Origin of the sequence: Pseudomonas sp. 43mfcvi1.1 (assembly GCF_900115935.1) — a bacterium.
GTDB lineage: Bacteria > Pseudomonadota > Gammaproteobacteria > Pseudomonadales > Pseudomonadaceae > Aquipseudomonas > Aquipseudomonas bijieensis.
This window is the reverse complement of sequence record NZ_UETT01000001.1, coordinates 275,897-289,677: the sequence shown is the minus strand read 5'-3', so window position 1 is coordinate 289,677 and position 13,781 is coordinate 275,897. Positions and strand designations below refer to the sequence as shown.

Here is a 13,781-nt window from a genome sequence, read left to right as displayed (position 1 = left end):
AGGGACCGGGGAGTTTGATAGCCGCGGACCTGTGGGAGCGAGCCTGCTCGCGATCGCAGAGTGTCAGCCGAGACTAATCTTGCTGATCCAACGCTATCGCGAGCAGGCTCGCTCCCACAAGGTCGTCCGGCTTACATTACCGGTGAGGCCCCTTCACTCAATCAGACCGCAGCCTGTCCCTCAGCCAGGAAGAACCAGGTTTCCAGCACAGAGTCCGGGTTCAACGAAACGCTTTCGATGCCCTGCTCCATCAGCCATTTGGCCAGGTCCGGGTGGTCCGAAGGACCCTGGCCGCAGATGCCGATGTACTTGCCGGCCTTGTTGCAGGCGGCAATGGCGTTGGCCAGCAGCTTCTTGACCGCCGGGTTACGCTCGTCGAACAGGTGGGCGATGATCCCCGAGTCGCGGTCCAGGCCCAAGGTCAGTTGGGTCAGGTCGTTGGAACCGATGGAGAAACCGTCGAAGAACTCGAGGAATTCTTCCGCCAGGATCGCGTTGGACGGCAGCTCGCACATCATGATCACGCGCAGGCCATTGTCGCCACGGGCCAGGCCGTTTTCCGCCAGCAGGTCCACGACCTGGCTCGCTTCGCCCAGGGTCCGGACGAACGGCACCATGATCTCGACGTTGGTCAGGCCCATCTCGTTACGCACGCGCTTGAGGGCACGGCATTCGAGCTCGAAGCAGTCGCGGAACGATTCGCTGATGTAGCGCGAAGCACCACGGAAGCCCAGCATCGGGTTTTCTTCTTCCGGCTCGTAGAGCTTGCCGCCGATCAGGTTGGCGTATTCGTTGGACTTGAAGTCCGACAGCCGCACAATGACCTTTTTCGGCCAGAACGCCGCCGCCAGGGTGCTGATGCCTTCCACCAGCTTCTCGACATAGAAGCCGACCGGATCGTTGTAGCCGGCAATACGCTTGTCGACGCTGTCCTTGATTTCCTGCGGCAGGCCGTCGTAGTTCAGCAATGCCTTGGGGTGCACGCCGATCATGCGGTTGATGATGAACTCCAGGCGGGCCAGGCCCACGCCAGCGTTCGGCAACTGTGCGAAGTCAAAAGCACGGTCCGGGTTGCCGACGTTCATCATGATCTTGAACGGCAGGTCCGGCATGGCGTCCACGGAGTTCTTCTTGATGTCGAAGCCCAGTTCGCCTTCGAAAATGTAGCCGGTATCGCCTTCAGCGCAGGAAACGGTCACGCCCTGGCCGTCCTTGAGCAATTCGGTGGCGTTGCCGCAACCCACCACTGCCGGGATACCCAGTTCACGGGCAATGATCGCCGCGTGGCAGGTACGACCACCACGGTTGGTGACGATGGCGCTGGCGCGCTTCATCACCGGTTCCCAATCCGGGTCGGTCATGTCGGAAACCAGTACGTCACCGGCCTGGACCTTGTCCATTTCCGAGACGTCCTTGATGATCCGCACCTTGCCGGCGCCGATGCGCTGGCCGATGGCACGGCCTTCCACCAGCACGGTGCCGGTTTCCTTGAGCAGGTAGCGCTCCATGACGTTGGCCTGGGTGCGGCTCTTCACGGTTTCCGGACGGGCTTGCACGATGTACAGCTTGCCGTCGTCACCGTCCTTGGCCCACTCGATGTCCATCGGGCACTTGTAGTGCTTCTCGATGATCATCGCCTGCTTGGCCAGCTCGCTGACTTCGGCGTCGGTCAGGCAGAAACGCGCGCGCTCGGCCTTGTCCACGTCGACGGTTTTCACCGAACGACCGGCCTTGGCTTCGTCGCCGTAGATCATCTTGATGGCCTTGCTGCCCAGGTTGCGCCGCAGGATGGCCGGGCGGCCGGCTTCCAGCGTGCCTTTGTGGACGTAGAACTCATCCGGGTTCACGGCGCCCTGCACGACGGTTTCACCCAGGCCATAGGCGCCGGTGATGAACACCACGTCACGGAAGCCCGACTCGGTGTCGAGGGTGAACATCACGCCGGCGGTGCCGGTTTCGGAGCGGACCATGCGCTGCACACCCGCGGACAGGGCAACTAGCTTGTGGTCGAAGCCCTGGTGCACGCGGTAGGAAATGGCACGGTCGTTAAAGAGAGAGGCGAAGACTTCCTTGGCGGCACGGATGACGTTTTCCACGCCACGAATGTTCAGGAAGGTCTCCTGCTGGCCAGCGAAGGAGGCGTCCGGCAGGTCTTCGGCGGTGGCCGAGGAACGCACGGCGACGGCGACATCGGGATTGCCCTCGGACAACTTGGCGAACGCGGTGCGGATCTCGGCATTCAGTTTCTCGGGGAACTCGGCTTCCATGATCCATTGGCGGATCTGGGCACCGGTCTTGGCCAAGGCATTGACGTCATCGACGTCCAGGGCATCGAGCGCATCGTGGATCTGCTTGTTCAGGCCGCTCAGTTCCAGGAAATCACGATAAGCCTGAGCGGTCGTGGCGAAGCCACCTGGCACCGATACGCCGGCACCGGCGAGGTTGCTGATCATCTCGCCCAGGGATGCGTTCTTGCCCCCCACATGCTCCACATCATGGACGCCGAGCTTATCGAGGGAAACTACGTACTCTACCAAGGTGATCTCTCCACTAACTGTGTTGGAAAAGCTCAAGGCACCGGAGGCTCCAGGGGAGCGATTACCGGCGATATGGCCTGGACCTGGAAAATAAGTGAGAATGCGGGCCACTGGCGGCCAGCAAATCGCGCCTATCATATCCAAGAATCGTTACTAGCTTAAGGCCCAAGGCGCAAATGAAACGATCTGCTTTCTTTATCTCCGACGGCACCGGCATCACGGCCGAAACGCTAGGCCAAAGCCTGTTGGCGCAATTCGAAAACATTACCTTCACCAAAGTGACACGTCCGTACATCGACAACGTCGACAAGGCGCGGGCCATGGTACAGCAAATCAATAAAGCCGCCGAAAACGACGGTTTCCGCCCGATCATCTTCGATACCATCGTCAATCAGGACATCCGTGAGATTCTCGCAACGTCCAATGGTTTCATGATCGACATTTTTTCCACCTTCCTGGCCCCCCTGGAGCAGGAACTGAGCGAGCACTCGTCCTACTCGGTCGGCAAGTCCCATTCCATTGGACACAACTCCAACTACATGGAGCGGATCGAGGCAGTCAATTTCGCGCTGGACAACGATGACGGCGCGCGCACGCATTATTACGACAAGGCCGACCTGATCCTAGTGGGCGTGTCGCGCTGTGGTAAGACACCGACGTGCCTATACATGGCGATGCAATTCGGTATCCGCGCGGCCAACTATCCGCTGACCGAAGACGACATGGAGCGCCTGCAACTACCTAGCGCCCTGCGCGCCCACCAGCACAAGCTGTTCGGCCTGACCATCGACCCGGACCGCCTTACCGCGATCCGCAACGAGCGCAAGCCCAACAGCCGCTATTCGAGCTACGCCCAGTGCGAATTCGAAGTGCGCGAGGTGGAAAACCTGTTCCGGCGGGAGAACATTCCCCATATCAATTCCACGCATTTTTCCGTGGAAGAGATTTCGGCGAAGATCCTGGTGGAGAAAGGGGTGGAGCGGCGGTTCAAATAAACCCGTCCCCCCTGTGGGAGCGAGCCTGCTCGCGATAGCCGAGTGTCAGCCAACATTAATGTTGCTGATCCACCGCAATCGCGAGCAGGCTCGCTCCCACAAAAGAACCTGTGGCGTTCCTGGTCAGCGCTTCAACCGCTTGACCAACGCCTGCCCCACCTCCAGCGCCGACGCCGGGTTTTGTCCCGTGATCAATTCCCGATCCGTCACCACATGGGACGTCCACGGCGCGGTGTTGCTGCTGTAGTGCCCACCGGCCTGCTCCAACGCGGTTTGTGGATAGAACTTCATGCTCCCGCCGCCCAGCAGCCCCTTGGCCAGCTCTTCTTCCTGATTGCTGATCACCGTCATCTTGTACCCCGCGTAGATCCAGTCGGCCTGGGCCGAGGCCTGACCATTGGCGGCCAACTGGCCAGTGAAGCCCTTGGCGTCGGCCAGGGTCGACAGCAACGCTATCGGCCCGTGGCAAACCAGCGCGGTGGTCTTGCCCTGGGCATGGAAGTGCGTCAGCACCCGGCCCAGCGGTGCGCTCGTGAGCAAATCCTGCATCGGTGCATGCCCACCGGGGATGTACAGGGCGTCGAACTGCTCCAGGCCGATCTGCTCGGCACGAGCCAGACTGATCACCGGAGAGTCCTTGGCCGACGTGATGTTCAACTGCGCCAGCAACGCCTGGTAGCGCCCCAGCTCCGCCGAGTCGTTATTGAAGTACATCTTGTCCAGCGAGGACCGATCCAGCGTCGGCGCCTTGCCCTCGGGCGTCGCGAACGTCACCTGGTGACCGGCATCCAGCAGCAGTTTCACCGGTTGCAGCAATTCGTTGAGGTAAAACCCGGTGGAGAAGACCTTGCCATTTTTCAGATCCAGATGATCGGAATCGGACAGGACCACCAGCACGTTATCGGCATGGGCCACGACACTGATGCCTGCCAGTACAACAGATGTTGCCAAGGACGTGAGCTTTTTCATGATGACTCCAGGACGCTTCGATAAAAGATGCGCCCACTGTATTGATGCGCCTACCGGCGATAAACTGGCGCCTCGGAACATCACCTGGCCCCTGGAGGCAACAATGCCCCGTCGATTCGATTACCTGGCCGACGTGGAAGCCTTCGTCACGGTCGTGGAAAAAGGCACCCTCAGCGCCGGAGCCGTGACGCTGGGGACCACGCCTTCGGTCCTGAGCCGCGCCATCTCCCGCCTCGAAGCCCGGCTCGGGGTGCAACTGCTACGACGCACGACACGGCGGCTGAACCTGACCGATGCCGGTGCCCTGTACCTGGAACAGTCGCGCTCGGCCTTTGCCCTGATTGACGATGCCGAGCGACGAATCCAGGGCCAGGACGGCGTCCTGTCCGGTCGCGTGCGCTTGAGCGTGCCGACCACCTACGGCCATTACCGCTTGCCATCGCTGCTGTCGCGCTTCGGCCAGGCTTTTCCACAGGTACGGGTCGAGCTGAGCATTACCAACCGCAATGTCGATCTGGTGGCTGAGGGGTATGACTTGGCGATTCGTCTCGGGCCGCTGCCGGACAGCGGATTGGTCGGCCGCAAGCTCGAAGACGCCCGCCTTTGCCTGGTAGCCGCGCCGCAATACCTGGAACGCGCCGGAACGCCCCGGCACCTCGACGAATTGGCAACCCACGCCTGCCTGCCCTTCGTGATGCCCAGCAGCGGACGCATCGCACCCTGGCTGTTTCGCATAAACCATGAAGATCGGGAATGGCTGCCGGCGGGCAATGTCCAGGTGTCCGACGATGTGCTGGGTATCGTGTCCCTGGCCCAGGCCGGGATGGGGATCTGCCAGACCTATGACTTCATCGTCCGGGAACGAATCGCGCGGAGGGAATTGGTGGCGTTGCTGGAGGACGTTGGCGGACGCAGCCGACCGTTTTCAATCATTTACCCGCCCCATCGACAATTGCCGGCGGCGGCGCGGGCGTTGATTGACTTTATAGCAAGAGCGGACGCCACCTGCGGGAGCGAGCCAGCTCGCGATAGCATCACCTTGGCCTGACTGACAGACCGAGGTGCCTGCAGCGCGAGCTGGCTCGCTCCCACAACATCCCTGACCTACTGGGCCAATGCCGCCTGCTCTTCCATCTTCTTGCGCAAGCTCAACGGGCGCATGTCGGTCCAGACTTCTTCGATGTAGGCCAGGCAGTCCTTCTTGAATCCGCTTTTGCCGACGGTACGCCAGCCTTCGGGGACGGCCTTGTAGTCTGGCCAGATCGAGTACTGTTCTTCGTGGTTGACCACGACCTGAAAGACGATGTCCTCGCGGTCGAATACTGAAGTCATGGGTGTTTCTCCATCGTTGCTCGAGGTTCGCTACGTCGTATGCGCAGCGGGATATGAAAGGAACGTACGGGACCGGGTGAAAATTAGGCGCCAGCGACAGCAGCAGCCAAGGCGCGTCCGAAAATCTCGGCGACCCGGTCGATTTCCGCTGCCGTGATGATCAGCGGCGGCAGAAACCGCACCACGCCGCCCTGCCGGCCACCCAGCTCCAGGATCAGCCCGCGCTTGAGGCATTCGCGTTGCAGCCGTGGTGCCAGTCGCGCATGCACCGGCGGATGGCCCAGGGCATCCGACTTACCCGTCGGCTCCACCAGTTCGACCCCGAGCATCAGCCCGCGACCACGGATATCGCCCAACTGCGGGAAATCCCGCTGCAGGATGTGCAGGTGCTCACTCAAGCGCTCGCCCATGGCGGCGGCGTGAGCCGACAGGTCGTGCTCCAACAGATAGCGCATTACCGCGGAACCGGCGGCCATGGCCATCTGATTGCCGCGGAAGGTCCCGGCATGGGCGCCCGGCAGCCAGGTGTCGAGCCAGTCGCGATAAACCACCACCGCCAGCGGCAGGCTGCCGCCGATGGCCTTGGACAGCACCACCACGTCCGGGATGATCCCGGCATGCTCGAACGCAAACATTTTGCCGGTACGGCCGAAGCCGCTCTGGATTTCGTCGACGATCAACGCCACTCCCGCCTGCTCGGTGATTCGCCGCAAGCCACGCAGCCAATCCAGATCAGCCGGAATCACCCCGCCCTCGCCCTGCACCACCTCGACGATCACCGCCGCCGGCAATTGCACGCCAGCCTCGGGGTCATTCAGCAGGTTTTCCAGGTAATGCAAGTTGGCCTTCACGCCCGCCACACCGCCCAGCCCGAACGGGCAGCGGTAATCGTAGGGGTATGGCATGAACTGCACACCGCTGCTGAGCAAAGCGCCCAGGGGTTTCTTCGGCCCCAGGCTGCCCATCAGGCTCAACGCCCCCTGGCTCATGCCGTGGTAGCCGCCCTGGAACGACAGCACGGTGCTGCGTCCGGTGGCGGTGCGCACCAGCTTGAGGGCGGCTTCCACCGCGTCGGTGCCGGTGGGACCGCAGAACTGGATCTTCGCCTCGGCGGCCAATTGCGCCGGCAACAGGCCGAACAGGTCCTGGACGAAACGGTCCTTGACCGGCGTGGTCAGGTCCAGGGTATGCAAGGGCAGCTCGTCGGCCAGCACCTGCTGGATCGCTTCGATCACCACCGGGTGGTTATGCCCCAGCGCCAGTGTGCCGGCACCAGCCAGGCAATCGATGAAGGTGCGGCCCTCGACGTCCTCGACATACACCCCCTTGGCGCGCTTGAGGGCCAGGGGAATGCGCCGTGGATAACTGCGGGCATTGGACTCCTGCCGACTCTGGCGAGCCAGCAACGGCGACTCATTGAACTGGTAGAGCGTCTCGGCCGGTGCCGGGCTGACCCGGGCCGGTTGTGCTTCGATAAGGCTGTTGGCGACTGACATCTCTCGACCCCGCAATAATGACCCAAACGACACACCGGGCAGGTGCGCATCCGGTCGAGGCGCACGTGCAGGTTTCCTGTTGTGGAAACGCATCAGCCGCGAAGGGATTTACTCTCGGCCAGAACTTTCGCCGTCGGCGCGATCAATGGCTTGTGCATCGCAATGGCCTTGACCCCGCCGATGGCGAAGGCGTCCGAGCTCTGCTCGAACCCCAGGCGTCGATAGAAGGCACGGCTGGTACGCGTGCTGTTGAGGCGCACCCGGGTCACCCCACGCCCGCGCAGCCACGCCTCGATATCCCGCACCAGCGCCTCGCCGACACCACGGCGAAAAGACTCCGGCTGCACGTAGCAGAAGGCGATCCGGCCGCTGACCGAAGCCATGGCGACACCCACCGGCCGCCCCTGCAAACGCGCCACGGTCAGGCGCAACCGTGGATTGGCCAGCCAGGGGTGGATATGAGCGAAGGTGTTGTTGCGTACCCAGGCGGCCACGATGCCGGGGTCGTTACGGTGTTCGGCGGCACACCCGACCCGGATGGAGCGCTCGGCGATCCGGCTGATGATGCCGGCATCGCTGGGGGTGGCCGTGCAGATTTCGATGAAGGTATCCATGGCGCGGTTTTCCTCAGTCCTTGAGTCGAGCTGAAAAAAACATAGACCCGGATCAGGTGGGCGCGCCAATGGCAGGTCGTTACAGCAGATGTATGCGAAGGAGCAAAACGAGGGGGAATTGAACCTGTGGGAGCAAAGCTTGCGCGCGATGGCATCACCTTGCTCAGCAATCAGACCGAGGTGCCTGCATCGCGAGCAAGCTTTGCTCCCACAGGTTTGGCACCGGCAGGTTGTGTTTGCACAGGGGATTAACCCGGCAACACCTGCACCGGCATCGTCAGCTCGACCCGCAACCCATCCGGGCGGCTATCGAAATGCAGGCCGCAGCCGCAACGCTGGACGATGGCCTGGACGATCGCCAACCCCAGCCCGCAGCCGGTGCTCTGGCCGTTGCGCCAGAAGCGTTGGGTCAGGTGCTGGATGTCGTCGGCGGCGATGCCGGGGCCATGATCGCGGACCTGGAAGCGCACGCGCTGGCCGATCATCTCCAGGCTCAATTCCACGTCGGTATCGACCGGGGTATGGCGCAGGGCGTTATCCAGCAGGTTGCGCAAGGCGGCGATGGAGAGCACCGCTGGCATCTGCACCGGTGCGTCGGACACCCCTGGAGAAAGATGCAGCTTGATTCGCCGGGAATCACTGCTGGCCGCATCCTGAATCGCCAACCGCGCCACCTGTTCGGCATTGCATTGCACGCCATCGTCGAACGACAGGCTGCCTTCGACCCGGGCCAGCAGCAGCAATTGTTCGAGCGTGCGGTGCAAGCGGTCGGCCCCCTCCTCGGCCCTGGCCAGGGATTGGTCGCGGGCGACGCCCTCGGTCATACGCGCCACTTGCAGGTGGGTCTTGATGGCGGTCAACGGGCTGCGCAGCTCGTGGGCGGCATCGCCAGTCAGCCGGCGCTCGCGCTCGATGGTCTTGCCGATGCGCTGGAACAATTGGTTCTGGGTTTCCAGCAACGGTCGCAACTCACTGGGCAGCGGATGGATCTGCAAGGGTTCCAGTGAATCGGCATTGCGCCGCATCAACGCATCGCGCATGCGATTGAGTGGCGCCAGGCCCTGTCCGATGCCCAGCCAAAGCAAGCACAGGCAACCGAGCAACGCCACGCCCACCGGCACCGAGGCGGCCAGCAGTATCGACATGTTCAAGGCTTCGCGTTCGATCTGGCGGTCGGCGGTGGTGATGCGCAGATCGCCCCGGGCCAGGGTGAAGCTGCGCCAGGGCGCGCCGTCGATCATCTGGTCGTGAAAGCCCATTTTCTCGGCTTCCAGGGTCTGTTCCGGGGTGCCATGGCTGCGAGCCAGGATCTCGCCGCGCAAGGAGCTGACCTGGCAGGCCATGCCACCGGGAATGCTCAATTGCTCGGAGCTCAAATGCGTGCCGTCGCCCTTGCTGGGCAACGGCGGCATCTGCTCCAGCAACCCGGCGACCATCCGCGCCGAGGCCACCAGGCGCTGATCGAGGGAAAACATCATCTGGTTGCGCAGGTCGCTGAGCATCCACGCCGCGGCCAGCGCCCAGATCAAGGCAAAAGCCGCGCCGAGGGTCAGGCTCAGGCGCAGTCGCAGGCTCATCACTTGGAGGTTTCTCCACCGTCGGCCGGCCCCAGGCGATAGCCCAGGCCGCGCACGGTCTCGACAATCCCGTTACCCAACTTGCGCCGCAGGTGATGGATATGGACATTGAGGGCGTTGCTTTCCAGTTCGTCGTTGAACCCGTAGACACTGTCCTTGAGTTGCTCGGTGGACAGCACCCGGCCACGACTGTGCAGCAGTGCCTGCAACAGCGATTGCTCGCGCCGGGACAGATCCACCGGTTGGCCGTCCAGGGTGGTTTCCCGGCTGCTGGGATCGTAGGTCAGGCGACCGTGCTCGATCAGGTTGACGCTGCGCCCCGCCACGCGCCGCAGCAATGTGTGCAGGCGCGCCGCCAGTTCGCGCAGGTCGAAGGGCTTGAGCAGATAGTCGTCGGCACCGGCCTGCAAGCCGTCGACCCGGTCGGTCACCGAGTCCCGGGCGGTGAGGATCAGCACCGGTGTCTCCAGCCCCTGCTGGCGCAGTTGCCTGAGCAGCTTGAGACCGTCCTCGTCGGGCAGGCCCAGGTCCAGCACCATGACATCAAACTCCGCCACGCCGACCATCGCCCGCGCCGCCGATGCGGTGGCGACGTGTTCGACAGTCAGGCCCTGCGCCGTAAGGCCGGCAACGATCCCGCTGGCAATCAACTCATCGTCTTCGCAAACCAGTACGCGCATGGGTAAGCCCCGTGGAAAAAGGTACATTAGGCCGCCGGCCGATTAAGCCGACATTATGCGACGAGTACGGCAAACATGGGCGATCATCGCTACCTGCCGGTCGTCGTCGGGTTAATCGACGGTTAATCGCCAGCCGCCATTGTGTTTTCCACTCGCTTCGTTCTAAGGCTTTATCCATGCGTCGATTGTTTTTGCTGTGGCTGTTCCTGATCTCGGGCCTGGCCCAGGCCGCCAATCCCTTCGAAACCAAACCGGACTTCCTGCCGGTGGAAAAGGCATTCGTGTTTACCTCCGAACGCCTGGATTCCGGTGAAACCCAGCTGTTCTGGCAAATCGCCGATGGGTACTACCTGTATCAGCAGCGGCTCAAGTTCGATGGCCTGGCCGAGGCCCAGAAACCGAAATTGCCCGAGGGCGAGGCCCACAGCGACGAGTTTTTCGGCGACCAGCAAGTCTACCGCCAAGCGCTGGAGCTGAAGATACCCGCCGGTGCCACGGGCAAGATCAAGGTTGGCTTCCAGGGCTGCGCCGACGCGGGCCTGTGCTATCCCCCCCAAACCCAGGTGGTAGACCTGGGTGGCAACGCACCTGTGGCGGCCACTGGCGAGGCGCCAGACCAGGCCCTGGCCAGCGGCCTGCAACAACGGGCCTTGGGCTGGAGCCTGCTGGTGTTCTTCGGTTTGGGCCTGCTGCTGGCGTTCACCCCTTGCTCGCTGCCGATGCTGCCGATCCTGGCCGGGCTGGTGGTGGGCAGCGGCGCCGGGCCAAGACGCGGCCTGGCCTTGGCCGGCAGCTACGTGATCAGCATGGCCCTGGTGTATGCGGCTATGGGCGTGCTCGCCGCGCTGCTGGGGGCCAACCTTCAGGCGCTGCTGCAACAACCGTGGCTGCTGGGCAGCTTCGCGGCCGTGTTCGTGTTGCTGGCGTTACCCATGTTCGGCTTCTTCGAATTGCAATTGCCGGCAGCCCTGCGTGACCGCCTGGAAAACGCCGGACGCCGGCGGCGCGGTGGCAGCCTGGTGGGTGCTGGCGTTCTCGGGGCCCTGTCCGGCCTGTTGGTGGGCCCGTGCATGACCGCCCCGCTGGCCGGCGCGCTGCTGTATATCGCCCAGAGCGGCAATGCACTGCACGGCGGGCTGATCCTGTTCACCATGGGCATCGGCATGGGCCTGCCGCTGTTGCTGCTGGTGACCGTGGGCAACCGCTTCCTGCCCAAGCCCGGCGCCTGGATGAACCTGCTCAAGGGCGTGTTCGGCTTCCTGTTCCTGGGTACGGCGCTGCTGATGATTCGCCCGATCATCGATGGCTCGTTGTGGGTCGGCCTGTGGGGCGTGCTGTTGCTGATCGCCGCCTACAGCGCCTGGCGCCAGACCGAAGGGTTCGGTCGCATCGCCTACGTCTGCGGCAGTGCTTCGCTGCTGTTCGGCCTGTGGGGCAGCCTGCTGGTGATTGGCGCCGCGGGCGGTGGCGATGATTTCTTCCAGCCCCTGAAGGTGTACGCCGGTACCAAGGGCAGTGCGACCGTCAGTGCCCATGACGCGTTCGTCACGGTCAGCGAGCCCGCCGCCCTGCAACGGGAACTGGACGCCGCCAAGGCCCAGGGCCAATGGGTGCTGCTGGACTACTACGCCGACTGGTGCGTGTCCTGCAAGATCATGGAAAAACAGGTATTCGGCCGCGCCGAGGTGCTGGACGCCCTGAAAGGCGTGCGCCTGGTGCGTCTGGACGTCACCGCCGACAGCCCCGCCAGCCGCGAACTGCTGAGCCGTTACCAGGTGCCGGGGCCGCCGAGCCTGCTGTGGATCGGTGCCGACGGTGCAGAGCGCCGCAGCCAGCGGATCACCGGGGAAGTCGATGCCAAGGTGTTCCTGGAGCGCTGGAACCTCACTCGGGACGCGCGCTGATGCTGACGCTCACCCTGGGCACCTTTGCCATCGCCCTTAACCACCTGTTGCTGATCAGCGCCCTGGCGCTGGCGACCTTCGTGGGCTGGCGGGTGGCCAAGCGTGGTGGCGAAAACCCCGAGTCGGTGCTGTTCGTGCTGTTTTTGCTGGGCCTGCTGGCGGCGCGGATCGGTTTCGTCGCCGCCTATTGGCAACATTACCGGGATGACCCGTGGCAGATCGTCGACCTGCGCGACGGCGGCTTCCTGGCCTGGCCGGGCATCGTGGCGCTGCTGATTGGCGCCTTGTCGTGGGCCCGGCACCGCCCGGCCCTGCGTCGACCGTTGGGCTTCGGCGTCGGCAGCGGCCTGCTGTTCTGGCTGGTGGCGACCCTGTCGCTGACGATTTATGAACAGGGCACCCGACTGCCGGACATCAACCTGCGCACCGCCACCGGCGAGACCGTAAAGCTCACCGATTACCAAGGTGGCCCACTGGTGATCAATCTATGGGCCACCTGGTGCCCGCCCTGCCGGCGTGAAATGCCAGTGCTGGAAGAAGCCCAGCAACAGCGTCCGGACCTGACGTTCCTGTTCGTCAATCAGGCCGAAAGCATGCAAAGCGTCAGCACCTACCTCGCCACCCAAGGCTTGAGCCTGACCAATGTGCTGTTCGATGGCAGTGGCCGCCTCGGCCAGGCCGTCGGTTCCATGGCCCTGCCGACCACCCTGTTCTACAGCGCCGATGGCCGCCTGCTGGGCAGCCACCTGGGTGAATTGTCGGAAGCGAGCCTGGCTCGTGCCCTGGAAAACTTCGAAGCGCCGGACTCGTCCACGAAGCCCCACTCCGCCACAAGGAAACTGCCATGCCCCGCCTCCGCCACCTGCTGACCCTGGCCGTTGCCGCCACCCTGTCGCAGGCCCCGCTGCTCCAGGCCGAAGAATTGCCTGCGGCCATCAAGAAGATCGAAGCCAAGGGCGCGAAAATCGTCGGCACCTTCGAGGCGCCGGACGGGTTGCGCGGTTACGCGGCGCAATACCAGAACCGAGGCATGGCGCTGTACCTGACCCCGGATGGGCAGCACGTCCTGTTGGGCAACCTGTACGACGCCGACGGCAAGGACCTGAGCGCCGAGCCACTGCAAAAACTGGTCTATGCACCGATGGCCAAGCAAATCTGGGCGAAGATGGAAGCCAGTAACTGGATCGCCGACGGCAACAAGGACGCACCGCGCACGGTGTACCTGTTCAGCGACCCGAACTGCCCTTACTGCAACATGTTCTGGGAGCAGGCCCGACCCTGGGTCAAGGCCGGCAAGGTGCAGTTGCGGCACATCATGGTGGGCATCATCCGCGAAGACAGCCCAGGCAAATCCGCCGCCTTGCTGGCGGCCAAGGACCCGGAAAAAACCCTGGCCGAGCATGAAAAGGCCGGCAAGGGCAGCCCGCTCAAACCGCTCAAGGACATACCACCCGCCATCCAGGCGAAACTGGACGCCAACCAGCAGTTGATGGACGAACTGGAACTTTCCGCCACCCCGGCGATTTTCTATCTGGATGAAAAAGGCGACCTGCAGCAGCAACAAGGCGCGCCGTCGCCGGACAAGCTGGTGAAGATTCTCGGGCCGAAGTGATACAAAAGCCCAAAACAGCTCTTGTGGCGAGGGAGCTTGCTCCCGCTGGGGTGCGAAGCATCCCT

12 protein-coding genes are annotated in these 13,781 nt (G+C 63.3%); 5 read left to right on the top strand and 7 right to left on the bottom strand.

Features of this window, described 5'->3' with window-relative positions; all coding sequences use genetic code 11:
• Positions 1-161 precede the first annotated feature (161 nt).
• Positions 162-2,537 (bottom strand): phosphoenolpyruvate synthase, encoded by a 2,376-nt coding sequence (gene ppsA / locus DTP52_RS01305; protein WP_109751503.1) that lies wholly within the window; start codon positions 2,535-2,537, stop codon positions 162-164.
• A 176-nt stretch (positions 2,538-2,713) separates the two neighbouring features.
• Here ppsA and DTP52_RS01295 point away from each other — a divergent pair, with 176 nt between their 5' ends.
• Complete coding sequence (locus DTP52_RS01295; protein WP_109751501.1) at positions 2,714-3,532, top strand: pyruvate, water dikinase regulatory protein; 819 nt, start codon at positions 2,714-2,716, stop codon at positions 3,530-3,532.
• 123 nt (positions 3,533-3,655) lie between these two features.
• Here DTP52_RS01295 and DTP52_RS01290 read toward each other — a convergent pair whose 3' ends face one another.
• On the bottom strand, positions 3,656-4,501 hold the full coding sequence (locus DTP52_RS01290; RefSeq protein ID WP_109751500.1) for a type 1 glutamine amidotransferase domain-containing protein: 846 nt from the start codon (positions 4,499-4,501) through the stop codon (positions 3,656-3,658).
• A 103-nt stretch (positions 4,502-4,604) separates the two neighbouring features.
• Here DTP52_RS01290 and DTP52_RS01285 point away from each other — a divergent pair, with 103 nt between their 5' ends.
• The gene (locus DTP52_RS01285; protein WP_109751499.1) at positions 4,605-5,549 is read left to right on the top strand and encodes a LysR family transcriptional regulator; all 945 of its coding nucleotides are present in this window, start codon (positions 4,605-4,607) and stop codon (positions 5,547-5,549) included.
• 56 nt (positions 5,550-5,605) lie between these two features.
• Here DTP52_RS01285 and DTP52_RS01280 read toward each other — a convergent pair whose 3' ends face one another.
• The 5 genes from DTP52_RS01280 to DTP52_RS01260 form a co-directional block, all read right to left on the bottom strand.
• Entirely contained in the window at positions 5,606-5,833 is a 228-nt protein-coding gene (locus tag DTP52_RS01280) for an MbtH family protein (RefSeq protein WP_109751498.1), read from the bottom strand.
• 83 nt (positions 5,834-5,916) lie between these two features.
• Positions 5,917-7,329, bottom strand: coding sequence for an aspartate aminotransferase family protein (locus DTP52_RS01275; protein ID WP_109751497.1), 1,413 nt, complete (start codon positions 7,327-7,329; stop codon positions 5,917-5,919).
• A gap of 92 nt (positions 7,330-7,421) precedes the next feature.
• Positions 7,422-7,943: a GNAT family N-acetyltransferase gene (locus tag DTP52_RS01270; RefSeq protein WP_109751496.1), complete on the bottom strand. Its 522-nt coding sequence runs from the start codon at positions 7,941-7,943 to the stop codon at positions 7,422-7,424.
• Positions 7,944-8,191: 248 nt separating this feature from the next.
• Positions 8,192-9,523, bottom strand: a complete 1,332-nt coding sequence (locus DTP52_RS01265; protein ID WP_109751495.1) for an ATP-binding protein — start codon at positions 9,521-9,523, stop codon at positions 8,192-8,194.
• On the bottom strand, positions 9,520-10,200 hold the full coding sequence (locus tag DTP52_RS01260) for a response regulator (protein WP_109751494.1): 681 nt from the start codon (positions 10,198-10,200) through the stop codon (positions 9,520-9,522). The genes DTP52_RS01265 and DTP52_RS01260 overlap by 4 nt, the downstream gene beginning before the upstream one ends.
• Before the next feature lie 176 nt (positions 10,201-10,376).
• Here DTP52_RS01260 and dsbD point away from each other — a divergent pair, with 176 nt between their 5' ends.
• From dsbD to dsbG, 3 genes are read left to right on the top strand one after another with little or no spacing between them, the layout of a single operon-like run.
• Positions 10,377-12,104 carry a protein-disulfide reductase DsbD gene (gene dsbD / locus DTP52_RS01255; RefSeq protein WP_109751493.1) on the top strand — a complete coding sequence of 576 codons (1,728 nt, stop codon included), beginning with the start codon at positions 10,377-10,379 and terminating at the stop codon, positions 12,102-12,104.
• A complete protein-coding gene (locus DTP52_RS01250; RefSeq protein WP_109751492.1) occupies positions 12,104-12,973 on the top strand; it encodes a TlpA disulfide reductase family protein in 870 nt (289 codons plus the stop codon). Before dsbD ends, DTP52_RS01250 begins: the two co-directional genes overlap by 1 nt.
• Positions 12,949-13,716, top strand: coding sequence for a thiol:disulfide interchange protein DsbG (dsbG, locus tag DTP52_RS01245; RefSeq protein WP_109751491.1), 768 nt, complete (start codon positions 12,949-12,951; stop codon positions 13,714-13,716). Before DTP52_RS01250 ends, dsbG begins: the two co-directional genes overlap by 25 nt.
• Positions 13,717-13,781: the final 65 nt, after the last annotated feature.

What these genes read in the sequence shown, in the direction of transcription:
- DTP52_RS01270 (WP_109751496.1), bottom strand. Translation starts at nt 7,943, where the DNA reads ATGGATACCTTCATCGAAATCTGCACGGCCACCCCCAGCGATGCCGGC.
- DTP52_RS01285 (WP_109751499.1), top strand. Translation starts at nt 4,605, where the DNA reads ATGCCCCGTCGATTCGATTACCTGGCCGACGTGGAAGCCTTCGTCACG.
- DTP52_RS01250 (WP_109751492.1), top strand. Translation starts at nt 12,104, where the DNA reads ATGCTGACGCTCACCCTGGGCACCTTTGCCATCGCCCTTAACCACCTG.
- dsbG (WP_109751491.1), top strand. Translation starts at nt 12,949, where the DNA reads ATGCCCCGCCTCCGCCACCTGCTGACCCTGGCCGTTGCCGCCACCCTG.
- DTP52_RS01280 (WP_109751498.1), bottom strand. Translation starts at nt 5,833, where the DNA reads ATGACTTCAGTATTCGACCGCGAGGACATCGTCTTTCAGGTCGTGGTC.
- dsbD (WP_109751493.1), top strand. Translation starts at nt 10,377, where the DNA reads ATGCGTCGATTGTTTTTGCTGTGGCTGTTCCTGATCTCGGGCCTGGCC.
- DTP52_RS01275 (WP_109751497.1), bottom strand. Translation starts at nt 7,329, where the DNA reads ATGTCAGTCGCCAACAGCCTTATCGAAGCACAACCGGCCCGGGTCAGC.
- DTP52_RS01290 (WP_109751500.1), bottom strand. Translation starts at nt 4,501, where the DNA reads ATGAAAAAGCTCACGTCCTTGGCAACATCTGTTGTACTGGCAGGCATC.
- DTP52_RS01295 (WP_109751501.1), top strand. Translation starts at nt 2,714, where the DNA reads ATGAAACGATCTGCTTTCTTTATCTCCGACGGCACCGGCATCACGGCC.
- DTP52_RS01260 (WP_109751494.1), bottom strand. Translation starts at nt 10,200, where the DNA reads ATGCGCGTACTGGTTTGCGAAGACGATGAGTTGATTGCCAGCGGGATC.